General features: G+C 55.8%; 29 protein-coding genes, 1 tRNA gene and 1 pseudogene. 17 read left to right on the forward strand and 14 right to left on the reverse strand.

What is annotated here, in order from left to right; all coding sequences use genetic code 11:
- Positions 1–30: 30 nt before the first annotated feature.
- The 8 genes from proB to ACR0DK_RS11525 form a co-directional block, all read right to left on the reverse strand.
- Positions 31–1,137: a glutamate 5-kinase gene (proB, locus tag ACR0DK_RS11490; RefSeq protein ID WP_170393083.1), complete on the reverse strand. Its 1,107-nt coding sequence runs from the start codon at positions 1,135–1,137 to the stop codon at positions 31–33.
- Positions 1,125–2,159 (reverse strand): GTPase ObgE, encoded by a 1,035-nt coding sequence (gene obgE, locus ACR0DK_RS11495; RefSeq protein WP_480736210.1) that lies wholly within the window; start codon positions 2,157–2,159, stop codon positions 1,125–1,127. Before obgE ends, proB begins: the two co-directional genes overlap by 13 nt.
- A gap of 37 nt (positions 2,160–2,196) precedes the next feature.
- Positions 2,197–2,733 (reverse strand): GNAT family N-acetyltransferase, encoded by a 537-nt coding sequence (locus tag ACR0DK_RS11500; RefSeq protein WP_170393085.1) that lies wholly within the window; start codon positions 2,731–2,733, stop codon positions 2,197–2,199.
- Positions 2,730–3,338, reverse strand: coding sequence for a LysE family translocator (locus ACR0DK_RS11505; protein WP_480736212.1), 609 nt, complete (start codon positions 3,336–3,338; stop codon positions 2,730–2,732). The genes ACR0DK_RS11500 and ACR0DK_RS11505 overlap by 4 nt, the downstream gene beginning before the upstream one ends.
- A 95-nt stretch (positions 3,339–3,433) precedes the next feature.
- Positions 3,434–3,703, reverse strand: a complete 270-nt coding sequence (rpmA, locus tag ACR0DK_RS11510; protein WP_010440093.1) for a 50S ribosomal protein L27 — start codon at positions 3,701–3,703, stop codon at positions 3,434–3,436.
- Positions 3,704–3,714: 11 nt separating this feature from the next.
- Positions 3,715–4,332 (reverse strand): 50S ribosomal protein L21, encoded by a 618-nt coding sequence (locus ACR0DK_RS11515; protein WP_170421606.1) that lies wholly within the window; start codon positions 4,330–4,332, stop codon positions 3,715–3,717.
- A 233-nt stretch (positions 4,333–4,565) separates the two neighbouring features.
- The gene (locus ACR0DK_RS11520; protein ID WP_480736214.1) at positions 4,566–5,345 is read right to left on the reverse strand and encodes a DUF2059 domain-containing protein; all 780 of its coding nucleotides are present in this window, start codon (positions 5,343–5,345) and stop codon (positions 4,566–4,568) included.
- 26 nt (positions 5,346–5,371) lie between these two features.
- Complete coding sequence (locus tag ACR0DK_RS11525; protein ID WP_480736216.1) at positions 5,372–6,214, reverse strand: DUF2059 domain-containing protein; 843 nt, start codon at positions 6,212–6,214, stop codon at positions 5,372–5,374.
- 123 nt (positions 6,215–6,337) lie between these two features.
- On the opposite strand from ACR0DK_RS11525, the gene ACR0DK_RS11530 reads away from it, so the two are divergent.
- The 9 genes from ACR0DK_RS11530 to ACR0DK_RS11570 all read left to right on the forward strand — a co-directional run bounded on the left by ACR0DK_RS11530 (position 6,338) and on the right by ACR0DK_RS11570 (position 15,057).
- Positions 6,338–6,427 (forward strand) — tRNA-Ser (locus ACR0DK_RS11530).
- A 202-nt stretch (positions 6,428–6,629) separates the two neighbouring features.
- The gene (locus ACR0DK_RS11535; RefSeq protein ID WP_170393102.1) at positions 6,630–7,184 is read left to right on the forward strand and encodes a hypothetical protein; all 555 of its coding nucleotides are present in this window, start codon (positions 6,630–6,632) and stop codon (positions 7,182–7,184) included.
- Between the two features lie 210 nt (positions 7,185–7,394).
- A complete protein-coding gene (locus tag ACR0DK_RS11540; RefSeq protein ID WP_170393103.1) occupies positions 7,395–8,423 on the forward strand; it encodes a zinc-binding dehydrogenase in 1,029 nt (342 codons plus the stop codon).
- 42 nt (positions 8,424–8,465) lie between these two features.
- A complete protein-coding gene (locus ACR0DK_RS11545) occupies positions 8,466–9,341 on the forward strand; it encodes a branched-chain amino acid ABC transporter permease (RefSeq protein ID WP_480736219.1) in 876 nt (291 codons plus the stop codon).
- Positions 9,342–9,345: 4 nt separating this feature from the next.
- Complete coding sequence (locus tag ACR0DK_RS11550; RefSeq protein ID WP_480736221.1) at positions 9,346–10,443, forward strand: branched-chain amino acid ABC transporter permease; 1,098 nt, start codon at positions 9,346–9,348, stop codon at positions 10,441–10,443.
- Entirely contained in the window at positions 10,440–11,204 is a 765-nt protein-coding gene (locus ACR0DK_RS11555; RefSeq protein WP_223118058.1) for an ABC transporter ATP-binding protein, read from the forward strand. The genes ACR0DK_RS11550 and ACR0DK_RS11555 overlap by 4 nt, the downstream gene beginning before the upstream one ends.
- A complete protein-coding gene (locus tag ACR0DK_RS11560; RefSeq protein WP_170405694.1) occupies positions 11,201–11,974 on the forward strand; it encodes an ABC transporter ATP-binding protein in 774 nt (257 codons plus the stop codon). Before ACR0DK_RS11555 ends, ACR0DK_RS11560 begins: the two co-directional genes overlap by 4 nt.
- A gap of 5 nt (positions 11,975–11,979) precedes the next feature.
- Positions 11,980–13,866, forward strand: a complete 1,887-nt coding sequence (locus ACR0DK_RS11565) for an AMP-dependent synthetase/ligase (RefSeq protein ID WP_480736224.1) — start codon at positions 11,980–11,982, stop codon at positions 13,864–13,866.
- Between the two features lie 30 nt (positions 13,867–13,896).
- Positions 13,897–15,057: an ABC transporter substrate-binding protein gene (locus ACR0DK_RS11570; protein WP_480736226.1), complete on the forward strand. Its 1,161-nt coding sequence runs from the start codon at positions 13,897–13,899 to the stop codon at positions 15,055–15,057.
- A gap of 60 nt (positions 15,058–15,117) precedes the next feature.
- On the opposite strand, the gene rpsI is transcribed toward ACR0DK_RS11570, so the two are convergent.
- Both rpsI and rplM read right to left on the reverse strand, forming a co-directional pair.
- Positions 15,118–15,603 (reverse strand): 30S ribosomal protein S9, encoded by a 486-nt coding sequence (gene rpsI, locus ACR0DK_RS11575; RefSeq protein WP_010440030.1) that lies wholly within the window; start codon positions 15,601–15,603, stop codon positions 15,118–15,120.
- A gap of 6 nt (positions 15,604–15,609) precedes the next feature.
- A complete protein-coding gene (gene rplM / locus ACR0DK_RS11580; protein ID WP_039536983.1) occupies positions 15,610–16,068 on the reverse strand; it encodes a 50S ribosomal protein L13 in 459 nt (152 codons plus the stop codon).
- A gap of 239 nt (positions 16,069–16,307) precedes the next feature.
- On the opposite strand from rplM, the gene ACR0DK_RS11585 reads away from it, so the two are divergent.
- The gene (locus ACR0DK_RS11585) at positions 16,308–16,673 is read left to right on the forward strand and encodes a nuclear transport factor 2 family protein (RefSeq protein ID WP_223118062.1); all 366 of its coding nucleotides are present in this window, start codon (positions 16,308–16,310) and stop codon (positions 16,671–16,673) included.
- 3 nt (positions 16,674–16,676) lie between these two features.
- Here the strand turns inward: ACR0DK_RS11585 and ACR0DK_RS11590 are convergent, their stop codons facing one another.
- Entirely contained in the window at positions 16,677–18,080 is a 1,404-nt protein-coding gene (locus tag ACR0DK_RS11590) for an aminotransferase-like domain-containing protein (RefSeq protein ID WP_480736228.1), read from the reverse strand.
- 99 nt (positions 18,081–18,179) lie between these two features.
- Here ACR0DK_RS11590 and ACR0DK_RS11595 point away from each other — a divergent pair, with 99 nt between their 5' ends.
- Entirely contained in the window at positions 18,180–18,407 is a 228-nt protein-coding gene (locus ACR0DK_RS11595; protein WP_170393113.1) for a YjiS-like domain-containing protein, read from the forward strand.
- A 59-nt stretch (positions 18,408–18,466) separates the two neighbouring features.
- Here the strand turns inward: ACR0DK_RS11595 and ACR0DK_RS11600 are convergent, their stop codons facing one another.
- A complete protein-coding gene (locus tag ACR0DK_RS11600; RefSeq protein WP_480736231.1) occupies positions 18,467–18,910 on the reverse strand; it encodes a PaaI family thioesterase in 444 nt (147 codons plus the stop codon).
- A gap of 49 nt (positions 18,911–18,959) precedes the next feature.
- Between ACR0DK_RS11600 and ACR0DK_RS11605 the strand changes: the two are divergent.
- The 4 genes and pseudogenes from ACR0DK_RS11605 to gluQRS form a co-directional block, all read left to right on the forward strand.
- Positions 18,960–19,754, forward strand: a pseudogene (locus tag ACR0DK_RS11605) (enoyl-CoA hydratase); the annotation flags it as partial.
- A gap of 251 nt (positions 19,755–20,005) precedes the next feature.
- Positions 20,006–21,346 carry a methylenetetrahydrofolate--tRNA-(uracil(54)-C(5))-methyltransferase (FADH(2)-oxidizing) TrmFO gene (gene trmFO, locus ACR0DK_RS11610; protein ID WP_480736233.1) on the forward strand — a complete coding sequence of 447 codons (1,341 nt, stop codon included), beginning with the start codon at positions 20,006–20,008 and terminating at the stop codon, positions 21,344–21,346.
- A gap of 38 nt (positions 21,347–21,384) precedes the next feature.
- Positions 21,385–21,999, forward strand: a complete 615-nt coding sequence (locus ACR0DK_RS11615) for a class I SAM-dependent methyltransferase (RefSeq protein ID WP_170510396.1) — start codon at positions 21,385–21,387, stop codon at positions 21,997–21,999.
- Complete coding sequence (gene gluQRS / locus ACR0DK_RS11620) at positions 21,996–22,841, forward strand: tRNA glutamyl-Q(34) synthetase GluQRS (RefSeq protein WP_480736236.1); 846 nt, start codon at positions 21,996–21,998, stop codon at positions 22,839–22,841. The genes ACR0DK_RS11615 and gluQRS overlap by 4 nt, the downstream gene beginning before the upstream one ends.
- Before the next feature lie 23 nt (positions 22,842–22,864).
- Here gluQRS and hisI read toward each other — a convergent pair whose 3' ends face one another.
- The gene (gene hisI / locus ACR0DK_RS11625; protein WP_170421534.1) at positions 22,865–23,254 is read right to left on the reverse strand and encodes a phosphoribosyl-AMP cyclohydrolase; all 390 of its coding nucleotides are present in this window, start codon (positions 23,252–23,254) and stop codon (positions 22,865–22,867) included.
- 48 nt (positions 23,255–23,302) lie between these two features.
- On the opposite strand from hisI, the gene ACR0DK_RS11630 reads away from it, so the two are divergent.
- Both ACR0DK_RS11630 and ACR0DK_RS11635 read left to right on the forward strand, forming a co-directional pair.
- Complete coding sequence (locus ACR0DK_RS11630) at positions 23,303–23,755, forward strand: iron-sulfur cluster assembly scaffold protein (RefSeq protein WP_170405662.1); 453 nt, start codon at positions 23,303–23,305, stop codon at positions 23,753–23,755.
- A 55-nt stretch (positions 23,756–23,810) separates the two neighbouring features.
- Positions 23,811–24,449, forward strand: a complete 639-nt coding sequence (locus tag ACR0DK_RS11635; RefSeq protein ID WP_170393121.1) for a MarC family protein — start codon at positions 23,811–23,813, stop codon at positions 24,447–24,449.
- Positions 24,450–24,634: 185 nt separating this feature from the next.
- Here ACR0DK_RS11635 and ACR0DK_RS11640 read toward each other — a convergent pair whose 3' ends face one another.
- Positions 24,635–24,757, reverse strand: coding sequence for a hypothetical protein (locus ACR0DK_RS11640; RefSeq protein WP_255612104.1), 123 nt, complete (start codon positions 24,755–24,757; stop codon positions 24,635–24,637).
- Positions 24,758–24,830: the final 73 nt, after the last annotated feature.

Raw genomic sequence — 24,830 nt, forward strand, 5'->3', positions numbered from 1 at the left:
CTTTCGGTCTCAGTTTATCAAATCACGCCCTTACAGCGCCAGATCGTCCCGGTGGATCAGGGCCGCGCGGCCTGGATAGCCTAGCGTCGCCTCGATTTCAGACGATTTACGTCCTTTGATCGCATCCGCCTCTTGCGCGGTATAGCGACTTAGCCCCTGTGCCAGCCTCCGCGCCTGCGCATCCAGAACAGCGACGGGATCGCCGCGACCAAAATCACCCGTGACCTCGACAATGCCAGCGGGCAACAGGCTTTTGCCATTGGAAAGCGCCCTTGCCGCGCCGTCATCGATCACGATCTCTCCGCGCGGTTTCATCGCCGAAATCCAGCGTTTCCGGGCTGCATGCGGATCGAGCGTGGCCGTGAACCAAGTGCAGCTCGCTCCATTTTCAAGCGTTTTCAGCGGGTTCAGGGGTGATCCTTCAGTTATCGCCATATCGCAGCCAGCTGCGGTTGCCATCTTGGCAGCCAACAGCTTGGTCTTCATGCCGCCCTTTGACAGCCCCGATCCCGCGTCACCTGCCATGGCCTCGATCTCGGGCGTGATCTGTTTGATCACGTCATATCGGGTGGCTGTCGTGTCCTCGTTGGGATTGCCCGAATAGAACCCGTCGACATCTGAAAGCAGGATCAACTGATCCGCGCCGATGGTCACGGCGATTTGCGCTGCCAGCCGGTCATTGTCGCCATACCGGATCTCATCCGTGGCGACTGTATCGTTTTCGTTGACAATCGGAACAACACCCAGGCTCAGCAGCGTTTCCAGCGTTGCACGGGAATTCAGATAACGCCGCCGATCTGCGCTGTCTTCCAACGTGACCAGCACCTGAGCGGTTTTGATCTCATGCGGCGTCAACGCTTCTTCATACGCACGGGCAAGCCGGATTTGTCCAACCGCCGCAGCGGCCTGTGATTGTTCCAGCGGCAGATTCTGCATCGGCAGGCCAAGTACACCTCGACCCAACGCGATTGACCCGGACGAGACCAGAACAACATCCGTCCCCTGCCCTTTCAACCAAGCCACGTCCTGCGCCAGCGATTTCAGCCAATCCGACCTGAGCAATCCCGTATCCCGGTCGACCAACAAGGCCGATCCGATCTTGACCACCAGGCGGCGGGCATGGGTCAGGGTTGCCAAGGCGTGGCCTCCTCGGCGGGTTTCTGGCGCAGGCGGCTTTCATCGATCTGAGCTCGCAAGGACCGCAGCACCTCGGTCACGCCCAAATGCGCAACGCCTGACATGGTCATGACCGGGCCGCGAACGGCTTCTTCCAGTTCGGCCTTAATCAGTTCGCGTTCCTCATCGTCCAGAGCGTCGATCTTGTTCAATACGGTGATACGCGGCTTATCCGCCAGCTCTCCGCCATAGGCCTCAAGCTCGGTGATGATTGTGCGATAGTCTTCGACCACAGTTTCCGAGGTGCCGTCGACCAGATGCAACAGTACCGCGCAGCGTTCTACGTGGCCAAGAAACCGGTCACCGATTCCACGCCCCTCATGCGCGCCTTCGATCAGGCCTGGAATGTCGGCAACGACGAACTCCACGTTATCGACACCGACAACGCCCAGATTGGGGTGCAGCGTAGTAAAGGGATAGTCGGCGATTTTGGGCCGTGCATTGGATGTGGCAGCCAAGAAAGTTGATTTCCCGGCGTTGGGCATGCCCAAAAGACCCACATCCGCAATCAGCTTCAGCCGCAGCCAGATGGTGCGGTCGATCCCCGCCTGCCCCGGATTGGCGCGGCGCGGGGCCTGATTGGTCGCGGATTTGAAATGCAGGTTGCCAAAGCCGCCGTTGCCGCCTTTTGCCAGCAAAAACCGCTGTCCAACCTCGGTCAGGTCACAAATCACGGTCTCTTCGTCTTCGTCCAGAATCTCGGTTCCGACGGGAACGCGCAGGATGATGTCGTCACCATCCTTACCGGTGCGTTGCTGACCGCGACCGGGTTGGCCGTTCTTGGCGAAGAAATGCTGTTGATAGCGAAAGTCGATCAGGGTGTTCAGCCCGTCCACAACCTCGGCCCAAACAGACCCACCCTTACCGCCGTCCCCACCATCGGGTCCGCCGTATTCGATGTACTTTTCACGTCTAAAGCTGACGCAGCCGCCACCTCCGGCCCCGGACCGGATGTAGACCTTTGCAAGATCGAGAAATTTCATAGCTGTCCCCTACTGCAAAGGCCCCATCGGCCACAAGTCAGAGTTTCTTTGTATAGGTCCAGGTGGGCACATTCGCATCGCGCGCCACCGAATAGGTTTCCGCATCGCCAAGATACTGGAACCCGCAATGGGTCAGAACCCGGGCCGAGGCCGGGTTGTCCTGGAACACGCTGGCGAACATGGTCGCGTTTTCCAGCGGATTGGCGTTGACCAGCGTTTCAACGGCCAGCGATGCAATGCCGGTGTTCCAATACACCGGGGCGACCCAATAGCCGACCTCGGACTGGTTGCGATCCAGCCGGGTCAATGAAATCAGTCCGATCAGCTCCGGGCCACCATCCTTTGTGGCATCCATTGCCCAGACATCCTCGTCCCGGTCTTCGGCCATCGCGCGCATCACAAACGCCTCAATCGAGCCGGGCGGCAATGGATGCGGGATCGATGTCGTCATGCGCGCCACACGCTCATCGCCTGCATAGTGCTCAATGAGACCCAAATCCGACCGACGCAGAGGGCGAAGGTCGAACCGCTCGGTTTCAATGACCGGCTGATTTATTATTGCCTCAATTTTCATGAGTGCGTTCCTCCTCCGAACAACACAAAAAGTACGGACGCAACTGTCAAACTGGCTAACGTCCACATCAGATATTTTTCCGCAGGCCGACCTTCAACCGCATGGGCGATCCGATCTCCGGCAAATGTCCAGATCGGGTGCAATACGATCTGGCAGATTAACAAACAGAGAGCGATCGTGAGGGCCGCCTCAAAACTGGGTGTTCCTGTTGCCACAAACCCGGTGAAGCCTGCGATAATCATTGCCCAAGCTTTAGGGTTAAGAGGATGCACTATTAACCCCGCCAGAAAACCGGGCACTTGCTTATCCGATTGACCTCGGGAAAGCCGCAGATTGGCAATTTTCCACGCGAGCCAGCAAATATATGCAGCAGAAGCATATTTGAGTGTCTCGAACATCAACGGCGCCTGATCGGCCACTTGCATCAGGCCAAAACCAACCGGCCAGATGATCAGCTGTTTGCCCAGAATGACCCCGCCCACAAAGGGCAGTGCCGACCGAAAGCCAAAACGCGCACCTGTTCCCAGCAGGACCATATTGGCCGGTCCCGGCGTGCCGACCTGCGAAGCGGCAAAAATCAGGAAACTGGTGGTTGCGACTGTCATCGGTTCTGGTGATCACGACTGCGTTAAAACGAAAAAGGGACCGGCACTTTGTGCCGGTCCCCCATGAATTTTTCTTAAACCTTCTGGGTTTCGGCTTACTCTGCGGCCTCCGCCACTGGCAGGACCGAAATAAAGGTGCGGTTTTTAAGTCCCTTATGGAACTTCACGGCGCCATCGACAGTTGCAAAGATGGTATGGTCTTTGCCCATGCCTACGCCTTCGCCCGGCCAGAACTTGGTGCCGCGCTGACGCACGATGATGTTGCCTGCGATGGCGGCCTGGCCACCATACAGTTTCACGCCAAGGCGGCGACCCGCTGAGTCGCGACCGTTACGGGAGGAACCGCCAGCTTTCTTATGTGCCATTCTCTCTCTCCTTAGCCCTGAGCCAGCTCTTTGGCTTGCTCAACCCATTCGGGTTTCACTTTGATGGTGTCGATAGCAGCAATCTGCTCGTCCGACAAGGCGGCCAGAGCGGCAAAGCTTTCGATACCGGCTTCAACCAGCTTTTTGGCAGCGGCAGGGCCGACACCATTAAGAGCTGTCAGATCGTCAGCGGCAGCAGCTGCGGCGGGTGCCTCTGCTTTGGCTTCAGCTTTCTTGGCAGGCTTTTTCGCTACCGGTGCAGCTTCGCCAGCCGGTGCCGAACCGGTTGCAGCTTTGATGCCCGACTTGTCAGCGCCCGACGACAGGATGTCGGTGATTTTGACCAGAGTCAGTTTCTGACGGTGACCAACAGTACGCTTCGAGCTGTGCTTACGACGGCGCTTGACGAACTTGATGACCTTGTCACCTTTGATCTGTTCGATCACTTCGGCCTGTACGCCTGCGCCTTCAACGAAAGGTGCACCAACAACCGGTGCGTCGCCGCCCAGCATCAGAACATCGTTGAATTGAACTTTTTCACCTGCGTCGGCAGCCAGCTTTTCAACACGGAGCACATCGCCCGCCTGAACCTTGTACTGCTTGCCGCCAGTCTTGAGGACCGCAAACATGCGTCTTTCCTTTTTCTAACCGCGTTCTGTGGTCCCCGATTGGGAGTTTCCGGCTTTCGCCACCTCGAACAGCGCGCCCTTTTCGGGCTGTGTGAATGACCTTTGGCACATGCCATCAGGTCAAAGAATAACGATACCCGGCGCGGAAAGCCGGCCGGGATGCGCGCTTATCGAAGCATTCATGAAGAAAGTCAACCAAAAATCCGCAGCTTTGAGATCCGAAAATCTGCGGCTCAGAGATCCGACGCTTTCATGGCTTGCGCAACGGATTGCCCAAGCTGGTAAGAGATGCCGTTTAGCATCTCATCAAAACCCATGAACAAGGCGGAATTCAAGGCCCGACCCGCATCGGTGCGGGAAAAGGCGATGTTCTCTCGCATCTGAGACTCGTTCAACGGCTGATAGGCCAATAAAAGGAACGAGTACATCCATTCAGTTGTCTCCTCCCTGGTGTTCTCATGCTGAGATAGCAGTTCCTGCAACACGGATGCATCGTCGAACAGGGCACTTTGCCCGGAGGCAAGTCCTTGGTAAAAACTATAATCGGCGCTGATGGTGCCTTGCACATTTTTCTCGATCAGGTCGTTGACCTGCACATATTCATCTACAAGACGAAAAAACATGCCCTCGCGATCAGCCTGTTCGTAAGCGCTGCGTGCCATCTCTTCGATCGCGTCATCTGCAATGGCCCGGCGCGCCGAGTTTTCCAGAGAAACGATGCTTTGCCCCAGTTCGCTTTCAAAAAAGATCGAAGCTTGTTCTAGCTGCACATCGGACATCATCTCGCCAACCGACAGCGAAAGTTGTTGGTGCATCGTGGTCGGATCGTACAAATCCTCAACTTGCGCCAAAAAATAGGCTCCTCCTGAGCTGCCCAGCATCGACTCGTTGATTGCATGCCCTTGCGCCACGCCTTCTTCACTAAGAATTTTCATAAAATCCAAAATATGCATCGCCTGCATCAGTCTTTCAGCACGCTCGCTTGCGGCCAGAGGCAGCGCCCAGATCGTCAAACAGAGTGCCGTAGCTAAAACTCGCATCAGATATCCTGCGCCGGGCGCAATTCGGCCATGCGAGCGGCTAATACTTCAAACCGCATCGCCATGATTTCATATTGGATCGCATTCAACAGCTCATAGACCTCCTGCATCAGAGGCTGTTCCAGAGCTTCAACATAGGCGTCGACATCCTCATCCGAGAAATCCTGGTAGGTGTAAGCCGCCCCTGCCAAAGCTGACAGTTGCAGAGATCGACGCAACTCACCTTCATTGCGTTGGATCATCGTGCGCAGTTCATCTCCGCTCAGTTGCATGTCGATAATGCCAGACGCACTTGCGGCCAGTAAAAACCGCACCTGAATCTCTTGCAGCGCGCGCAGCGAGGTTCCGCTGGCGTCCACCGCACGGTTCATGCGCTTCAGGCTTTCAACACGAGATGAGCCTTCTTTTATCAACTTCGAGACGATTTCTTGCCCGGCCAGTTGTTTAGCCTCATCATCGTCATCCATATGAGCGGCGTTTTCAGCAACGACCAGTCTTTGCCCCAACTCCGAGGCATAAAACGAGACCGCGTGGACCAGCGCCTCTTCGCTAAGCGTCTGTTCAAGGATCGAGACGGCCGTTTCGTGCATCAAAGCGGTATCAAATACTTCTTCGGTCAGACGTGCCCAATCCGATCCGAAGCCGTCAGGGTCGATACCCAGCATCTGCGGGGCCGAAGCAGAGGCCTGCGCTATGCTTTCCAAGGCAACGTCAAAACCTGTCGTGGTCAGAAACGCTTCAATCTGATCCTGACTGGCGGCCTGAGATGGCGAGGCCATGACACCAAGTGAGAAAATTGGAAGGATGAGGCTGATTGCGAACTGGCGTATAAAGTAAGTCATACGTATCAGCCTAGGTGTTTTCTTACCTCTGGCAATGGAAAATCCCACTATCGTCAAAATCCGGTATTTTCTGCTTGCACCCCTGCCCGTTCACCACTAAATCCCCCCCTCATAGACCCCCGCGGAGAGGTGCCGGAGTGGTCGAACGGGGCGGTCTCGAAAACCGTTGTGGGTGCAAGCCCACCCAGGGTTCGAATCCCTGTCTCTCCGCCATAAATCAATTCATCCTTCAAGGCTGTTTCTTTGCTTGTGTTGCGATTCCTGCAATGGATGGCATGATGTTGCCACTGCCTGCAGTGTCAATCAGCGCAGTGTGGCTCAAACCCGCAATATGCTGCAAACTCACGTGTTTTCCCCTTTGCTTTAACGTACCTTAACCCCATCTGAGCGACACATCATTTGAAGGAGACATCCAATGTCGCGTCTTTTACTTATCGTAGCCATCGCCGTTATCGGCGGAGGCGCTTACTATTTCGCCACAAAACCTGAACCAACCCCTGCCGAGCAGTTGCAATCGGCGGCTGAAGATGCCTCAGAGGCGGTTGGTGAAGCAGCCTCGGCAATACAAGAGGGCGCTGCTGATGCCGTTGAGGCGGCGACTGAACAAGCATCCGAGGCTGCGTCCTCGATTGCGGATCAGGCCTCGGAAGCTGCATCTTCGGTATCGGAACAGGCCAGCGACGCTGCTACATCTTTGACCGAGCAGGCCAATGATGCAGCCTCAGCAGCTGGCGATCAGGTCGCAGCGCTTGCCGGTCAGGGACAGGAACTGTTCAACTCGTGGGTTCAGGACGGCATGCTGACCGCGCAGAATTTCGACTATGACGCAATCGTCACGTCAGTTCAGGAAAGCGCCTTGTCTCAGGACATCAAAACACAGGTTATGAAGATCCTCGACGAGATCAAAGCGTCGCCTGAGCTGGTTGTCGCGAAGATACAGGATCTGCGCAATCTGATGACGCAGCAGTGATCAATTCCAGAACCAGCCCTAAGAGGGCTGGTTCACCCGGTCGGGATGCGACTTAATTTGCGTCACATTACGGCATTACCCAATTGACATAGCTCACCGTGTTTGATTGCTTTCTTGAGATTGTTTTGAAAAAATAAAACCTTTTGTCAGTGTGTTACATTGTGACGATGAAGGCCTCGTGCTGAACTCGCATCAAAGAAGGATCGAACGATGACCACCCTGCCCGACACCATGTTTGCCGTTGTTCAGACGCAGGACGGATATTCCGGCACAGCCACGGGACCGACGCTGGAGAATGCCTCGGACTGGTTAGCGGAGGCTGAACTGCCTGTACCTGTCCCAAAGGCGGGACAAGTGTTGATCAAAGTGCGCACTGCCTCGGTGAATCCTTCAGATATCCATTTTATCAAAGGGGAATATGGTCAGCCGCGGGTCAAAGGCGCCGCAGCAGGGTTCGAGGGGTGCGGAGATGTTGTTGCCACCGGTACCGGCGCTGACGCCCTGCTGGATCAGCGCGTGGCCTTTGTGGCAGCAGGCTCTGGTGCCTGGGCCGAATATGTTGTGACGCAGGCCCAGATGTGTATCCCCTTGCGCCCCGAAATCTCGGATGAAGACGGGGCGGCGCAGATCGTAAACCCGCTAACCGCAATGGCGATGGTGGATATCGCACGGGCTGAGGGCGAGGCTTTTGTGGTCTCTGCTGCCACCAGCCAGCTTGGTAAGTTGATGTGCAGCCTTGGACGGGATCTTGGGTTGAAACCGATCGCTCTGGTGCGGCGCGCCGAAACGGTCGAGATGTTAAAAGGCCTGGGTGCGGCAGAGGTGGTCGTGACCAGCGATACGGATGCGCCGACGCGGTTTGCCACGATCAGTGCAGATCTGAAACCTCGTGTTTTTCTCGACGCGGTTGCCGACCAACTGTCAGAGCAGGTGTTCTGCGCGATGCCCAATGGCGCGCGGTGGGTTTGCTATGGGAAACTCAGTACGGAAATGCCGAAGTTGACTCAGATGGGCCAGTTGATCTTCATGAGCAAACGGATCGAGGGCTTCTGGCTGACCCGCTGGATGATGGACACTCCCCCGGCTGATCAAATGCGAGTTGTCAGCGAAGTGCAGGCGCGATTTGCAGATGGGCGCTGGCGCACAGATGTTTCCGCACGGCTTTCGCTACGAGAAGTGCTGCCAAATCTGGCGGATGCTCTGAAAAAGAGTGACGGGAAGGTGATAATCACTCCATAGTAGAACAAAGCGCCGGACTTAACCGGCTTAGGGAGGGTGAGATTGGATAACGCACAGCTGCTGATTAGCGGGCTGGCGAATGGTTGTGTCTACGGCCTGATCGCCCTTGGCTTTGTACTGATTTACAAAGCCACCGAGGCAGTGAATTTTGCGCAGGGCGATTTCATGATGCTGGGTGCGTTTGTCACCATTGGCCTTACGAATACGGAATATATGGGGCTGCCCTTCTGGCTGGCGCTACCGATTTCACTGGGGATTATGGGCGGACTTGGGTATCTGATCGATCGGCTGATCATCCGCCGCGTCTTTGGCGAAAGTCAAACTGCCGTGGTGATCCTAACCATCGCCTTGGGCTTTGTGATCAGGTTTGCAGCTGGTCTGATCTGGGGGCACGAGCCGCAAACGCTGCAGAACCCATTGGCTGGTAAGGAGATCCGGTTCGGTGGTCTTGTGCTGGGGATGGAGGACGTGGCCGTGATTGTTGTCACCGTCCTACTGACCTGGGGTCTTTATGTGTTCTTCAGCAAGACCAAGCTGGGGCTTGCCATGCAAGGTGCGTCTCAAAACCAGTTGGCGGCATATTACATGGGGATACCGGTCAAGCGGGTTCAGGGCTTAATCTGGGCATTGGCCGGAGTTGTCGCCGGGATTGCCGGAATTTTGTTCGCGGCCAAAGGCTCGGTCGATCCCACAACTGGGCTTCTGGGGATCAAGGCATTTGCAGCAGCTGTGATCGGCGGGTTTGGCAGCCTGCCCGGCGCATTGGCCGGCGGGCTAATCGTCGGCGTAATCGAGCCCTTTGCCAGCCGCTATATTGCAGCCGGGTACAGTCAGATCGCGCCTTATGCGCTGTTGCTGGCAGTTCTGATCTTTCGACCGCATGGGCTGTTCAGCCAGGTACGGGTCAAGAAGGTCTGATCGCATGCGGATTGTTTTCAAAACAAACTATATGCAGGACATTCGCCCGTGGAAGGATGGCTATCAGCTTAGCCTCTATCTGATCCTGTTGGTGGTCGTAGCCGCTGCGCCGTGGTGGCTGGATGATTTCTATCTTGGGGAACTGACTAATGTCCTGATCTGGGCCATCGCGGGTTTGGGCTTGATGATCCTAACCGGCCATACCGGGCAGGCCAGCCTTGGCCATGCCGCCTTTCTGGCCGTTGGGTGCTATGCCAATGTTATCCTGATCGAGGCTGGAGTACCATTCCCCATCGCTTTCCCGCTGGCGGGTCTGTTGACCGGCATCGTCGGAGCAACCGTCGCCATCCCTGCGCTACGCCTGCATGGCATCTATCTTGCGATCTTCACCCTGGCTCTGTCTGTGCTCATGGACGACATCATCGTTCTGGCCGAACCCGTCACCGGAGGTGTCGCGGGTAAATATCTGGGTGGTGTCAAAATCTTCGGATATCTGGTCGATCGTTGGGCCACCCCGGCCCCGTTTTTCTGGCTGGTGCTGGCCGTCGCCGTTATCGTGACACTGGGCTATATCAACCTATTGCGCGCGCCCTTGGGCCGCAGCTTCATCGCCGTACGAGACTCTGAGATCTCAGCGCAGGCGATGGGTGTGGATATCGCGCGCACCAAGACAATCTCTTTCGCCCTCTCCTGCGCCGTCACCGGACTAGCAGGCGCATTGATGGGTATGTTCTCTGGGGCGTTCAATAACGAGACATTCAGCGTCGTAATTTCCATCCAATTGCTGATGATGATCGTTATCGGAGGTCTGGGTTCGATCCATGGCGCGTTTTTGGGCGCAGTTGTGATCGGTTTCCTGCCGCAGTTTCTGTCGATTTCAAAGGAATACGCGGCAGCCCTGTTTGGCGGCAATACGGTCGCCATTCCGGGGCTCGAATTCGGCATCTTCGGCATGATCCTGATCGCCTTCATCCTGTTCGAACCGATGGGTCTGTATGGTCGATGGCTAAAAATCCGGACGTGGTTCGAACTGTTCCCCTTCTACCGCAAGGACATGTTCAAACGACAAAAGTCCTATCTCAAGACGGAGCGTCTGAGATGAGCTTGCTGGAGTTTGAAAACGTTACCCTGAAATTCGGCGGTCTGACTGCTGTGGATGATCTGTCCTTCAACGTGCAAGAAGGTGAGGTGTTCGCCATCGTCGGTCCCAACGGCGCCGGCAAATCAACGGTCTTCAACCTGATTTCGCGCTTCTATGATCCTTATGCAGGGGCGATCCACTTTGACGGGCATGATCTGCTGCGTATCAAGCCCTCGGGTGTCGCGGCCTATGGCGTCGCGCGGACATTCCAGAACATTGAACTGTTCGAACATGCGACCGTTTTGCAGAACCTTCTGGTCGGGCGCCACCGGCACCGCAAAACCAATCTGATCTCGGAAATTCTGTTCTCGCCCTCAGCTCGCAGTCAGGAGATCGAGAACCGAGAAAAGGTTGAAGAGATCATCGACTTCCTCGACCTCCAGGCCTTTCGTGACAAGATGATCTCGGGCCTCCCCTATGGCGTGCGTAAGGTGGTCGAAGTCGCCCGAGCGTTGGCCACCGATCCAAAACTCCTGCTGTTGGATGAACCCGCCTCGGGCCTATCGGTGGAAGAGACCACAGATATGCGTTGGTGGATCGATGACATCCGGCGTCAGATGGGCATTACCGTGCTTATGGTAGAGCACGATATGGGTCTGGTCTCGGGCGTGTCCGACCGGGTTCTTGCCATGGCCGACGGAGCGAAGCTTGCCCTTGGAACCCCAGCCGAAGTTCAATCTCATCCTGCTGTGGTAGAGGCCTATTTGGGCAAAGCTTCATGAACCAACCGATCCTTAGCATTCGCAATGTTGAAAGCTTTTATGGCCCGATCATGGCCATTCGTGGCGTGTCATTGGACGTGCATCGAGGGCAGGTCGTTTCAATCCTGGGCGCAAATGGCGCGGGCAAGACAACGCTGATGAAAACAATCTCAGGCGTGATGGATCCCGAAAAAGGTTCAATCACATTTGACGGTCAGCAAATACAGGGATCGGAACCTCACAAGGTCGTGCAAAAAGGCATCGTCCATGTGCCCGAGGGACGCGAGGTCTTTCCACTTTTGACCGTCGACGAGAACCTGAACCTTGGGGCTTATACCCTGTCGGATAAAGGACAGATCGATCATGACCGCGATCTGGTGTTTTCCTACTTTCCTGTGCTGAAAGACCGCCGCAATCAGGAGGCTGGCACTCTGTCCGGCGGGCAACAGCAGATGCTGGCGATTGGGCGCGGCCTGATGGCTAACCCGCGTATCATGCTGCTGGATGAGCCCTCGCTGGGCCTATCGCCGCTGCTGGTGCAAGAGATTTTTGGCATTCTCAAACGCCTGAATGACGAACAGAGCATGACAATGATGCTGGTCGAGCAGAACGCCAATGCGGCACTGGAACTCGCCCATCATGGCTATGTAATGGAGATCGGACGGATCGTTATGGATGGTGCGGCTGAAACCTTGCTGCAATCCGAGGACATTCAGAATTTCTATCTGGGCGTTCAGGAAGAAGGCGCGCGAGAAAACCGCCGCTGGAAACGCAAGAAGACATGGAGGTGAGCTGGATGGACGCAAGCCCCCTGCCCCCTCAGATCAGAATCAACGGTGTGCAGTTCAACGCTACGCCAGGTCAGAGACCCCTGCGAGTCGATGGCTGTGTCACGATATGCGAGCTATTCCAGAAACGCTGTGCCGAACTGGAACAGCGTACGGCGCATCGCGAGAAGGACTTCGGCATCTGGAAATCCTACTCATGGGCCGACTACTGGCAACACGCCAAATGGATCGGGCTGGCCCTGCGCAAGCTGGGTCTGCAACGTGGCGAGGTTGTCTCGATCCTGTCCGAAGACCGCAAGGAATGGGCGTGGTTCGACATGGGCATCCAGTGTGTCGGAGGGATTGCTTCGGGCGTCTACACCACAGATTCGGCCAGCCAGTTAAAATACCTGATCAATGACAGTGGCAGCCGGTTTCTGATCGTTGAAGATGAAGAGCAGTTGGACAAGTTCCTCGAAGTCGAGGCGGATCTGTCCGATCTGCTCAAGGTCATTATCCTTGAGGATGAAGGCCTGCACGACCTGGATCATCCGCGTTGCATGATGATCGAGGACTTGTATGCTCTGGGGCAACAGGCTGAGGTCGATGAACCCGGCGCATTCGAAGCAGAAATCGCTGAAACCACGTCACAAGACACCGCCCTGCTCATATATACGTCAGGTACCACCGGTAATCCCAAAGGCGCCATGCTAAGCCATGAGAACATCATGGCCGCGATTGAGGCAGGGGCGCATTCCCTGCCCTCCCAATCAACCGACGAACAGCTATGCTTTCTGCCGCTCTGTCATATCCTCGAACGCGACGTGTCGATCTACTACCCGCTTGCGATGAAGACTACTGTGAATTTCGCTGAAAGCCCCGAGACAGTGTTCTCCAACCTGCAAGAGGTCTCTCCCGCCACCTTCACTGCCGTCCCGCGCGTGTGGGAGAAGATCTACTCGCAGGTCATGTTCATGGCGAAGGAAGCAACGCCCACAGGACGCTTCGCCTTTGCACAGGCGCTTAAGTCTGGAATGGCGCGCGCTGAATTTATCCTTGCGGGCAAACCTGTTCCAGCACCGATCGCTATGCAGTTCTGGCTTTGGGATCGGCTTGTTCTGCGTAACCTGCGCCGGATGCTGGGCTTAGATCGTCTCCGCCGAGGCGGCTCTGGTGCAGCGCCGATCTCTCCCGATTTGCTCAGGTGGTATTGGGCAATTGGTGTGCCCATAGTAGAGGGCTTCGGTATGACCGAAACCGCCGGCATAGCAGCGCTGAACACGCTTGAGGCCAACAAGATCGGCACCATTGGGAAACCTGTTCCTGGCAACGACCTGCGCATCTCGGATGACGGAGAAATTCAGGTCAAAGGCCTGAACGTCTTTCAGGGCTACTGGCGCAACAATGCCAAAACAGCCGAAAGCTTCACCTGCGACGGTTGGCTGCGCACTGGGGATATGGGGCATATCGACGAGGAAGGTTTTGTCACCATCACAGGGCGCCTCAAGGACATCATCATCACTGCGGGCGGTAAGAACGTCACGCCCGCAGAGATCGAGAGCGGGTTGAAGTTCAGCCAGTATATCTCGGACGCGGTGATCATCGGGGATCGGCGCAAGTACCTGACGGCGCTAATCATGATCGATCAGGAAAACGTGGAGAAATTCGCACAAGAGCGCAAGATCCCCTTCTCGAACTTTTCTTCCCTTTGTGCTGCGTCCGAAGTGACGGAGCTGATCGGCGAGGAAATCGCAGCGGTCAATAAGGACTTTGCGCGGGTCGAACAGATCAAGGATTTCCGGCTGATCGACGTGTTGCTCACTGCCGAAGATGAGGAGCTGACGGCGACGATGAAACTCAAACGTGGTCTGGTGGAAAAGAAACACGCACATCTCATTGAAGATATGTACAATTAGTTAAGGGGCGACCCAACAGGGAGGAGAAATATGAAACACTTATTTAAGGGCCTTGCGGCAGCGACGGCATTGACTGCATCCGCCACGATCAGCTGGGCGCAAACACAAGGCGTGACAGATGACGAGATCGTCATTGGCTCAGTCAACGACCTCAGTGGCATCTTCGCTGCCGTGGGCGTTCCGGCCACCAAAGGCGCAAATGTGGTCTTTGATCGCGTCAACGCCGAGGGTGGCGTGCATGGCCGCAAGATCCGCTTTGTCGTCGAGGATAACGGCTATCAGATGCCACGCGCGATGCAGGGCTATAACAAGCTGCTGAACCGTGACAAGGTTTTTGCGATGTTGCAGTCGCTGGGTACGCCGATGAATGTTGCTGGGTTCAAGCTGCTGGATCCGAAAGGTATTCCCAACGTCGCCCCTCTGACCGCCGCGCGGCAAATGCTGCAAGAGCCGATGAAGAACAAGTTCACCTCGTTCTCGACCTATTACGATCAAGCTCGGATCGGGGTGAAGTATCTGAACGATGAGTTCGGCTCACAAACCGTATGCACCATGTATCTGCCCACCGATTTCGGTGAGGAAATTCTGGAAGGCAGCAAAGCGGGAGCCGAAGAGGCTGGCATCACTTTCGGCGCTGAGACCACCCATAAACCGGACGAGACGGATTTCGTGGGGTCCTTGAGCAAGCTTAAAGAAGAAGGTTGTGACATCGTCACGATGGCGCTCGGCGTGCGTCAGGCAATCACTGTTGTTGGAACGGCCAAGAAAATGGGCCTGACCGACATGAAGTTTCTCGGCACCTCGGCCAGCTTCCTAACCGTGGTCGCACAGGTGCCCGGTGGTGTGACCGACGGTTTCTATGCGGCGGCCTCGTGGCTGGATCTCTGGGCGCGCGCCGAAGAGCCCGCCCCGGCAGCATTTATTGCTGAATACAAAGAGGCTACGGGCGAAGACCCGGTCGGATTTTCAATGCTGGGCTATTCAGCGGCCGAGATGATGGTCAAAGCGCTTGAAGCTGCAGGTCCTGATCTGACGCATGATAGCTTCATCGCCGCGATGGAATCTCTGGATTACATGGATGAGTTGGTCGGCAACCAGATCACATATGGGCCCGATGACCATCAGGGTGCTGACTCTGTGTTTGTCAGCGTCGTCGAAAATGGTGCGTGGAAACTGGTTTACGAAGAATAAACCGACCAAGGAAAAAGGGCTCGCAGTTGCGAGCCCTTTCCAATTCGGTATCCGTAGCGATTAACGCTTCGAGAACTGGAACGAACGACGCGCTTTGCGCTTACCGTATTTCTTACGTTCCACAACGCGGCTGTCGCGGGTCAGGAAGCCTGCGGCTTTCAGAGCGCCACGCAGGTTGGGATCGTACAGTTGCAGCGCTTTCGAGATGCCGTGCTTGACCGCACCGGCCTGACCGGTCAGGCCACCACCTTTGACGGTTGCAACAACGTCGAACTCACCTTCCACACCAGCAACCTGGAACGGCTGGCGCAGGATCAGCTGCAGAACGGGACGCGCAAAATACTTGTCCTGATCCTTTCCGTTCACGGTGACCTTGCCGGAACCCGGCTTGATCCAAACGCGGGCAACAGCGTCTTTACGCTTGCCGGTGGCGTAGGAACGACCCAGCTCGTCACGTACGGGTTCACGTACGATGACTTCTTCGGCCACGGTTTCAACGCCTGCGACGGCGCTCAGCTCTTCGAGAGTATTGATCTGATCAGCCATCGGTCATTAGCTCCGGGTGTTTTTCTTGTTCATGGACTTAACGTCCAGAACTTCGGGCGCTTGCGCCTCATGAGGATGCTCGGCACCTGCGTAAACGCGCAGGTTGGTCATCTGCTGACGCGCCAGACGGTTGCCCGGCAGCATGCGCTTGACCGCTTGGGTCACGACGCGCTCGGGGTGTGCACCCTCAAGGATCTGCTGCTTGGTGCGCGACTTGATGCCGCCCGGGTGGCCAGTGTGCCAGTAGAAGTTCTCTTCGCGCTTCTTGCCAGTCATCTGGATTTTGTCAGCGTTGATCACGATGACATTGTCGCCCATGTCCATGTTGGGTGTGAACGACGCTTTGTGCTTGCCACGCAGGCGCATGGCGACGATCGAGGCAAGACGGCCCAGAACAACACCCTCGGCGTCGATCAGGATCCATTTCTTGTCGATGTCTGCAGGTGTTGCAGAAAAGGTTTTCATGGCAGGATAGTCCTGTTTGATGTGAAAGACCGCCCCTTGGCGGAGCGGCCCGAATTCGATGGAGGGGGTTTAGACCTACTAGTTATGCAGGTCAATACAGGCAAAGTATAATATATCTATCAATAACAATAACTTATAAAATAGGTATTATTTTACCCCAAAATTTCTTCGGCATATCCAGCTTTACGTAGTTTAGCTAAGCTAGACTCAACCAAGATCATCCAATGTCGGAGGTGGCTATGCAAGAATTGGAACAGGTTATCGCTGCCTATGGTGCGGCATGGCAGTCGACCGATCCCGAAAGGCGACGGAGCCTTCTTGAGCAGTGTTTTGCACAAACTGGTCGTTACGTCGATCCAACTGCAGAAGTTTCCGGCAGAGATCAACTCAATGCCCATATCGGAGCGGTTCTGAGTGATACAAAGGGCCGAGTTGAGCTGACCAGTGAGCCGAATTCACACCATGATGTGGTCCACTTCACCTGGCATATGGTTGCTCCCGATGGTTCCATTATGGTGGCCGGACATGATTTCATTCGTCTCGATGCCGATGGTAAAATTGCACATTTGTCGGGCTTTTTCGGCGACCCTGACCCGGTGCAATAACGGCTAGACGCTTATTTGTTCGGGTGGGTTATCCAGCAGCGCGCGCAGGCGCAGCATGGCATCTTCGAACTTCTCAAGCGTGACATGCCCGTTCACCGCTATACGAACGGCATTTGGCGCGCGACCATCCCGAAGCGCGAATTCATCGGCCGATCGCAGCTGAATACCTTCCCGCTCGGCCGCCCGGCTGAACGCAGCAGACCGCCAACCGGAAGGCAGATGAAGCCAGACGAAGGGAATCTCCGAATCCCAGTTTAGATCGAAGCCACCCAGGGCGTTTACCGCCACACGTACATATTCGCCCATCTTGGTACGGACGTTTTTTGCAAGTTGCCTCGCCTCTGGATGTCCCAACAGCAACCGCGTCAACTCAGCCAAAGGCTGGGCGAGCCCGAAATACCCGTATTCTGCAGAACGCCGCAGATCGACGCTCTGCTCTTTCGGTGCGATGGCGAAACCTACCCGTAATGCTGGTGTTAGAGTTTTCGAAATTGACGAAACATGCCAGCCCCGTTCGGGTGCCAAAGCACGATAGCTGGGCGCGCGGGCCTCGCCCATGCGATAGCAATCGTCTTCAATGATCTGTAATTCATGCTTTCGCGCAATCTCGACAACTTCTTTGCGCCGTTCCAACGGTGAATGCCCGCCCGTTGGGTTCTGCACTTCGGGTGAGACGCAGATCGCCTGCGCCTTCGTCTGCCTGAGGATGTGGTCCAGCGCATCGGGGCTTATGCCCCATTTGTCCATTTTTACCCCGACAACCTCGGCGCGCATCAACTCACCTGCCCGTCTGAACCCGGCATAAGACAAGTCCTCAACCAACACGATGGGTTTCGGATCTTTCAGAACGGTCTGGAACACAACGCAAATGCCACTTTGCCCACCATGTGTCAGTACAATGTCATCTGCATTAAATGAGCCCAGAGGAAGATCTGACAACCAGTCGGCCACAACCTGGCGCACGGGTAGGTAGGCATCTCGGGTCGGATAGTTCATAAACATCCGCGGATCGCCTTTTGCAACCTTTTCAAGGCATTCGCGGATTAATGTCACCTGCCCCACATCTGGCAAGCGTGGGCTGAACAGACTGACGTTGGATTCATATTTGTCGTCCCTCAGATGTAACTGCCGCGACCAGACATCGTCCAGAATGGGCGATCTCGGCGGGGCTACAAATGTACCACGCCCGACCTCGGCTTGTAGCAAACCTTCATCGGTCAGGATCGTATAGGCGCGCGCGACTGTGCCTGGTGTAATCTTTAATCGATACGCCAGTTCCCGCACCGGAGGTAGTTTCTTTCCAACCTCCAGTGTTTTGTTTTCTATCGCTTTTCGGATCGTGTCAGCGACCAGAGTATATTTTGGACCTTTGGATTTCGGTAACGCCTCTGGCCAAATTGTATCCATTACAATTCTTCCTTTGATTTCGACACAATGCTGAATGTATCAAAGCAGTGTACCGAACATTTTTACTTTGTGTCAATACAATTAGAAAGGATACCCAAGATGACACGCGCAATGCACAACCCCGCCCTCTTGCTGCTGAACGACAGCCCCCGGCTGCCGCTGATCGCCGCGCTGGCCGTGCGGTTTGCGGCGTCGGTCACACAATGGGAACAACGCCGCCGCAGCCGGGTAAACTTAGGTAAGCTGGATGACAGGCTGCTCCGCGATGTCGGGCTGACCCGCCATCGGGCAGATGCAGAAGTCAGCCGCTATTTCTGGATGAAATAGACTATCCCCAGTCCCATCTAAGGGACCTCTTCCTGGCCGGGGTTTATCCCCGGCCTTTTTTACCCAAAGGCAGCAGCGGCTGAGCCTTCTGGAGGAAGCGAATAGGTCATGCTGGCCCGCGCGACGGGCTTGTCAGAGCCTTCCGAGTAAATCAGCACATCCCCAACAGCCAATGTTCTACCTAATTTCAACAACTTACACTCAGCAATCAGGTCCGCCCCGCCTTCGGGCTTGCGCAAGAAATCCAGAGAACTGTTGGTGGTGACAGCCAGAGATTGTCGACCTTTCCGTGCCAAAACCATTGCATATACACTGACATCGGCCAGCCCGAACATGGACGGACCAGATACTGTGCCTCCGGGGCGCAGGTGACGGTCTTCGACCTTCAGGCGCATGGTGATGTTGGCTTCTGTCAGATCCTCGACCACAAAGTCGCTATGAACCTGTGGAAACACCTGCGCCAGGTATTCCGTCAATTCTTGCTTGTTCAGTGCTAATGACATGCTTCCCCTCGTCGCTCTGCCCGCCTAGAGTTGGCCTGAACGCCAGCGGGAGGGCAAGATGGCAATTCTGGAACGTCACGACACAGGTGCGATTGCACGGCTTCGAATGAACGCGCCTGAGCGGTTGAACGCCCTCAGCGATGAAATGCTGGCGGCCCTGCAGGCAGAGTTCGATGCGCTGCGCGAAGACAAGTCGATTCGTGTTGTTGTTATTTCCGGTGCGGGGAAAGCGTTTTGCGCGGGGCACGATCTGAAACAGATGACCCAGGGGCGGCAGGCACCCGATGGTGGACTTTCCTATTTTCAGGATCTGTTCGACCGATGTGCCAAGATGATGATGTCCATTCAGTCCCTGCCCCAACCCGTGATCGCCCAAGCGCACGGGATCGCCACTGCCGCAGGGTGTCAGCTTGTAGCAACCTGTGACCTGGCAATCGCGGCCGAGGGCACACGGTTCGGCGTAAATGGAGTCAATATCGGCTTGTTCTGCTCCACTCCGATGGTGGCTCTCAGCCGGAATATACCGCGGAAACAGGCGTTTGAAATGCTCACGACCGGTGATTTTATCACCGCCGAACGCGCGGCTGAGCTGGGTCTGATCAATCGAGCGGTTCCCGAGAACTTGTTGGAAGATGAAACCAATGCGTTGGCCGAGAAGTTGGCAGGCAAGCTCAGCAGTGCCGTGAAAATCGGTAAAACCGCTTTTTATCAACAGATTACAATGCGGACTGATCAGGCATACGATTATACCGCCGAGGTAATGGCACAGAATATGATGGACCGGAATACTGAGGAAGGGATTAGTGCCTTTATCGAAAAGCGCCCGCCTGATTGGCACCAGTAACGCAATTATTTAATACATTTTTGCCGACTGTTCGCATTTTTTCACTTTTCAAAAGGGCGACACTGTGGCAAAGCTGGGTCAAGGCCAAGGCCTGACCATACTTTTGGGTCGCCGTGGGCGGAAGGTCCCTCCAAGCTGGTTTCTCTCACCGGCGTTGACATTCCCGCAGCGGCGACCCCAAGAATCCCCCTCAGAACTAAAGCGATTACTGCGCATTGCGCATGGCGCTGCTCTGCCCTATTTGGCAGCACATGACAGAGACATTGCATATCGTGGGCGGCGGCATGGCCGGGTCCGAGGCCGCCTGGCAGGCAGCGGAAATGGGCGTGGATGTTGTGATCCACGAAATGCGTCCTAATGTGGGCACGTTTGCACACCAGACCAGCAATCTGGCCGAGATGGTGTGTTCGAACTCATTCCGATCGGATGATGATGAACAGAACGCAGTCGGCTTGCTGCATTGGGAAATGCGCGCGGCAAACGGGTTGATCATGACGACCGCAGATAGCCATCGCCTGCCTGCGGGTGGCGCGCTTGCGGTTGACCGTGATCCTTTTGCCGAAGCCGTAACTGCCAAGCTGAAGGCCCATCCACGGGTCTCGGTCTCAGCGGAAGAAGTAACCAGTCTACCCCAAGACGGAAAGTGGATCTTTGCAACCGGGCCGTTGACCTCGCCCGCATTGGGGGAAGCCATTCGCGCAGAGACTGGTACCGAGGCGCTGGCCTTTTTCGACGCGATCGCCCCCATCGTCTATGCAGACAGCATTGATATGAGCAAAGCCTGGATGCAGTCACGCTACGACAAGGGCGAGACTGAGGAAGAGCGCACCGCCTACCTCAACTGTCCGATGAATCGTGATCAGCACGAAGCCTTCATTGATGCGCTGCTGGCTGCAGATAAGACCGAATTCCACGAGGGAGAGACCGCTGGTTATTTCGACGGCTGTCTGCCGATCGAGGTTATGGCCGAGCGTGGTCGTGAAACTTTACGCCATGGCCCGATGAAACCTGTTGGCCTGACAAATCCGCATCAACCGGACGTAAAACCTTATGCCGTCGTCCAATTGCGACGCGACAATGCCTTGGGCACGTTGTTCAACATCGTCGGTTTCCAAACCAAGATGAAATACGGTGCGCAAACCGAGGTATTTCGTATGATACCGGGTCTGGAAAATGCCAGCTTTGCGCGATTGGGTGGCATTCACCGCAATACTTTCATCAACTCTCCGACTTTGCTGGACGCGCAGATGCGGCTCAAGTCTAGGCCAAATATTCGTTTTGCGGGGCAAATCACGGGGGTGGAAGGCTATGTGGAAAGCGCAGCGATGGGCCTTTTGGCAGGCCGTTTGGCCGCTGCCGAAATACTAGGCCGATCCCTTCCCGACGTACCGCAAGACAGTGCGATGGGCGCACTGATCCACCACATCACGGGCGGCGCCGAAGCCAAGACCTTCCAGCCGATGAACGTGAATTTCGGTCTGTTTCGCCCGGTCGACGGCCTGAAGGGGGGGCGCCGAGGCCGCAAGGACCGCTACAAGGCCTATACCGATCGCGCCAAGGAAGTCTGGAGCGATTGGGTAAAGCAGTGTTGACTGGACGTCGCCCCCAGCCTGCGCCTAACATGTAAGGTATGAGCGATAAGTTTCTGAAAGACACATACAATCTGAATTCTGCCCAGGAAACGCACGATCACTACCAGAAATGGGCGGCCTCATACGATGATGAGGTCGGTGAGCACGGATATGTCACCCCGGACCGTGTTGCGGCAGCATTGAAATCCTTTGTCTCAGATGCTGATGTGCCGGTGCTGGACTACGGATGCGGTACCGGGTTGTCGGGTTTAGCACTTCGCAAGGCGGGTTTTCGTGTCATCGATGGGATGGATCCAACACCAAAGATGCTGGAAGGTGCCGCTGCCAAGGGGGTTTATCGCAACTTGATAAACTTCGAAGTTACTGATCCCAACCCCATTGAGGCCGAGGCTTACTCAGCCATAACATGCATTGGCGTCATCGGCGTTGGTGCCGCGCCGCCTGAAACCTTTGATCTACTTATGAACGCGCTGCCACGTGGCGGATATCTGGCGTTTTCCTTCAACGATCACACTTTGGCTGACCGCACTTACACCGGGCGGCTGAACGACTGGCTGGACATGGGTCACGCAAGGCTGTTATTCCGCGAATACGGTCCGCATCTACCGGGTATGGACATGAAATCAGACGTTTATGTTGTTGAAAAAAAGTGATATTCACAACGCGTTTTGCGCCATCGCCAACAGGTCCGCTGCATTTGGGGCATGCCTATTCCGCGCTTCTTGCGTTTGATCAGGCACGGGCTGCGGGTGGATCATTTCTTTTACGGATCGAAGATATTGATCAATCGCGATCCAGGTCCCATTGGGAAACCCAGATCTACGACGACCTGCACTGGCTTGGACTGCGCTGGCCGCACCCGGCGATGCGCCAGTCGGACAGGCTGCCGCGATACAGAGAGGCATTGGAAATTCTGAAAAACATGGGCCTTGTCTACCCTTGCAGCTGCAATCGTGCCGATATCGAATCTGCGGCCGGTGCTCCGCAGGAAGGTGTACCCCAGTTCGGACCTGACGGGCGCATCTATCCAGGCACGTGCCGCGACCGCCCTTTGTCGGATGCTTCAGCTGGGGATGTTCTGCGCCTGAACATGCACAAGGCAATCAAGGCATCCGAACTTCGTGGATTTTGTGAAACTGGTGCGAAGTATTTGGGAACGCATGAGCTTGATGCGCACAACCTCATGAACGCGGTTGGCGACATCATTCTCGTTCGGCGCAATATGGGCAGTTCGTATCACCTGTCCGTCGTGGTTGATGATGCGGACCAGAACATCTCACATGTGGTCCGGGGCGAGGATTTGTTCGATGCCACGCAGATACATGTCCTTTTACAAGGGCTGCTTGGGTTGCCGACACCTGTTTATCATCATCACCGTCTGATCCGGGACAACAACGGCAAACGCCTCGCGAAACGTGACGACGCACGCGCCATCTCGCTTTATCGCGACCAAGGAGCATCTCCCGCTGAAATCAGAGAGATGGTGGGCATTTGACCTGACCACCATCAGAGGCCCCTCTATTCCATTGGCTTCATGAGTTCGACTTCGGTCCCATCGCGGACGGCCGTGTAGAAACAACTTCGCCGGTTGGTGTGACAGGCTGGCCCCGTTTGGTTCACCACAACCAGCAGGCAATCCCTGTCGCAATCGACGCGAAAATCCACCAGGGCCTGCAAGTGGCCTGAGCTTTCGCCCTTGATCCAGAACGCCTGTCGTGACCGCGACCAATACGTAACCCGTCCGGTTTCCAACGTGTGCTCGATGGATTGGGCATTCATCCAGGCCATCATCAGAACCTCGCCCGTCGCTTCGTCCTGTGCGATCGCGGGGATCAAACCCGCCTCATTGAATTTCAGTGTCGACGGATCGAACAAGACTGCGTCAGCCATCGCAAAAACCTTTTGCATCCCAGAATCCCGCCATTATGTATGGGGAATGGACAACGAGGGAAAGCCATGAGCGGCGAAACCGATCTGATCAAGCTCTATTCCGGACGCATCTTGGCGCTAGCTGCGGATATTCCGCATCTGGATCGCTTGGATAATCCCGATGCGACGGTAAAGAAACGAGCCCCTTTGTGTGGATCGACCGTGACTGTAGACGTCAAGCTCGAAGATGGGCGGATCGTGGACTTTGGGCAAGACGTAAAGGCCTGTGCGTTGGGTCAGGCCTCGGCTTCGGTCGTAGGCAGCGCCGTGATCGGGGCGACGCGGTCGCAGGTCGAAACCGCACGTGATCAGCTTTCCGCAATGCTGAAGAAAGACGGCCCTGCCCCAGAGGCGCCCTTTGACGGGCTCGAAGTTCTGATGCCCGCGCGGGACTACAAGAACCGCCACGCGTCAATCCTGCTGGCGCTTGACGCGACCGCCGAGGCGATGGAGCAGGCCGAACAAGCCAACTGCGCCTGATTGGCTTTTCCATACAAAGCCGTATAGGGTGCCCCCAATGATTGGGGGGGCTAACGTGAACAATTTGCTGGAACATTTTGTGACGCTCTGGGTCGTGATCGACCCCATCGGCACCATCCCCGTCTTTATCGCTGTCACTGCTGGGATCGCGACGGGTGCGCGTCGTAAAACTGCTTTACTGGCCGCGTTGGTCAGCGCAGGCATTCTGCTGTTCTTTCTGATCTTCGGGCAACTTGTGATCGAGGCTTTGGATATCGGCCTTAACTCGTTTCAGGTTGCAGGCGGAATTATTCTGTTTCTCTTCGCTCTGACCATGATCTTTGGCGAAAGCAAACAGGTGATCGAGCAGCGCCAGGCCGAAGAAGACCTGGACGACAAAATGCACAAGACCAATCCGGCCATTTTCCCTTTGGCCGTCCCTTCGCTTGCGTCACCGGGCGCGATGCTGGCGATAGTGGTTCTAACGGACAACAACCGATACAGCGTCGCCGATCAGAGCATCACTGCACTGGTTATGTTGGTCGTTATTGCCATAGCGTTTGTGCTGATGCTGCTGGCCGAGCCGATCATCCGGTTGATCGGGCATTCCGGCGCAGCGATCATCAGCCGCGTGATGGGGATGATCCTTGCATCTGTCGCCGTAAATTCAGTTCTATCCGCCACGATCGAAATCATCAAAACCGGACAGCTGTAAAAAGAACCGCCGCACCTTCCGGGCGGAAAGGGCGGCGGCAAGTCATGCGTTTCTCATGTAGGGTCCGGATCACCGCACGGGGCCGAGGCAGGCCCCTTCAAGGGAAATGGGACAGGCAGGTCACCCTTGACTATGACGGGGAGACAAGCGCGGTGTGATCGGCACGAGATCGCAGGCAGAAAGGCTTAGAACCCGGTTGGCAGGTGAAGGGCAACCACCAGCATCACAACCAGTGAAACCGCGCCCGCTGCATCCTGCAAAATCGTGGATTGTGAACGGGTAAAGGCAGTTTTGATCTGGCTCAGCATGGTCTCACCTCCGGTCAGGTTTAATCCTTTGTTGACCTTTTGTTCTCATATTTTAACGAGTCGGTAAAGAACT

The sequence above is a fragment of the Ruegeria sp. CE6 genome (genome assembly GCF_056537485.1).

Bases quoted from the DNA above. Each gene is read 5' to 3' on its own strand.
- ACR0DK_RS11595 (WP_170393113.1), top strand. From the start codon at position 18,180: ATGACACGCGCAATGCACAACCCCGCCCTCTTGCTGCTGAACGACAGC.
- ACR0DK_RS11555 (WP_223118058.1), top strand. From the start codon at position 10,440: ATGAGCTTGCTGGAGTTTGAAAACGTTACCCTGAAATTCGGCGGTCTG.
- rpsI (WP_010440030.1), bottom strand. From the start codon at position 15,603: ATGGCTGATCAGATCAATACTCTCGAAGAGCTGAGCGCCGTCGCAGGC.
- trmFO (WP_480736233.1), top strand. From the start codon at position 20,006: ATGACAGAGACATTGCATATCGTGGGCGGCGGCATGGCCGGGTCCGAG.
- ACR0DK_RS11525 (WP_480736216.1), bottom strand. From the start codon at position 6,214: ATGACTTACTTTATACGCCAGTTCGCAATCAGCCTCATCCTTCCAATT.
- ACR0DK_RS11565 (WP_480736224.1), top strand. From the start codon at position 11,980: ATGGACGCAAGCCCCCTGCCCCCTCAGATCAGAATCAACGGTGTGCAG.
- ACR0DK_RS11590 (WP_480736228.1), bottom strand. From the start codon at position 18,080: ATGGATACAATTTGGCCAGAGGCGTTACCGAAATCCAAAGGTCCAAAA.
- ACR0DK_RS11505 (WP_480736212.1), bottom strand. From the start codon at position 3,338: ATGACAGTCGCAACCACCAGTTTCCTGATTTTTGCCGCTTCGCAGGTC.
- ACR0DK_RS11600 (WP_480736231.1), bottom strand. From the start codon at position 18,910: ATGTCATTAGCACTGAACAAGCAAGAATTGACGGAATACCTGGCGCAG.
- ACR0DK_RS11570 (WP_480736226.1), top strand. From the start codon at position 13,897: ATGAAACACTTATTTAAGGGCCTTGCGGCAGCGACGGCATTGACTGCA.
- rplM (WP_039536983.1), bottom strand. From the start codon at position 16,068: ATGAAAACCTTTTCTGCAACACCTGCAGACATCGACAAGAAATGGATC.
- ACR0DK_RS11615 (WP_170510396.1), top strand. From the start codon at position 21,385: ATGAGCGATAAGTTTCTGAAAGACACATACAATCTGAATTCTGCCCAG.
- ACR0DK_RS11500 (WP_170393085.1), bottom strand. From the start codon at position 2,733: ATGAAAATTGAGGCAATAATAAATCAGCCGGTCATTGAAACCGAGCGG.
- ACR0DK_RS11585 (WP_223118062.1), top strand. From the start codon at position 16,308: ATGCAAGAATTGGAACAGGTTATCGCTGCCTATGGTGCGGCATGGCAG.
- obgE (WP_480736210.1), bottom strand. From the start codon at position 2,159: ATGAAATTTCTCGATCTTGCAAAGGTCTACATCCGGTCCGGGGCCGGA.
- ACR0DK_RS11550 (WP_480736221.1), top strand. From the start codon at position 9,346: ATGCGGATTGTTTTCAAAACAAACTATATGCAGGACATTCGCCCGTGG.
- ACR0DK_RS11515 (WP_170421606.1), bottom strand. From the start codon at position 4,332: ATGTTTGCGGTCCTCAAGACTGGCGGCAAGCAGTACAAGGTTCAGGCG.
- rpmA (WP_010440093.1), bottom strand. From the start codon at position 3,703: ATGGCACATAAGAAAGCTGGCGGTTCCTCCCGTAACGGTCGCGACTCA.
- ACR0DK_RS11535 (WP_170393102.1), top strand. From the start codon at position 6,630: ATGTCGCGTCTTTTACTTATCGTAGCCATCGCCGTTATCGGCGGAGGC.
- ACR0DK_RS11560 (WP_170405694.1), top strand. From the start codon at position 11,201: ATGAACCAACCGATCCTTAGCATTCGCAATGTTGAAAGCTTTTATGGC.
- ACR0DK_RS11630 (WP_170405662.1), top strand. From the start codon at position 23,303: ATGAGCGGCGAAACCGATCTGATCAAGCTCTATTCCGGACGCATCTTG.
- ACR0DK_RS11540 (WP_170393103.1), top strand. From the start codon at position 7,395: ATGACCACCCTGCCCGACACCATGTTTGCCGTTGTTCAGACGCAGGAC.
- hisI (WP_170421534.1), bottom strand. From the start codon at position 23,254: ATGCAAAAGGTTTTTGCGATGGCTGACGCAGTCTTGTTCGATCCGTCG.
- ACR0DK_RS11640 (WP_255612104.1), bottom strand. From the start codon at position 24,757: ATGCTGAGCCAGATCAAAACTGCCTTTACCCGTTCACAATCCACGATT.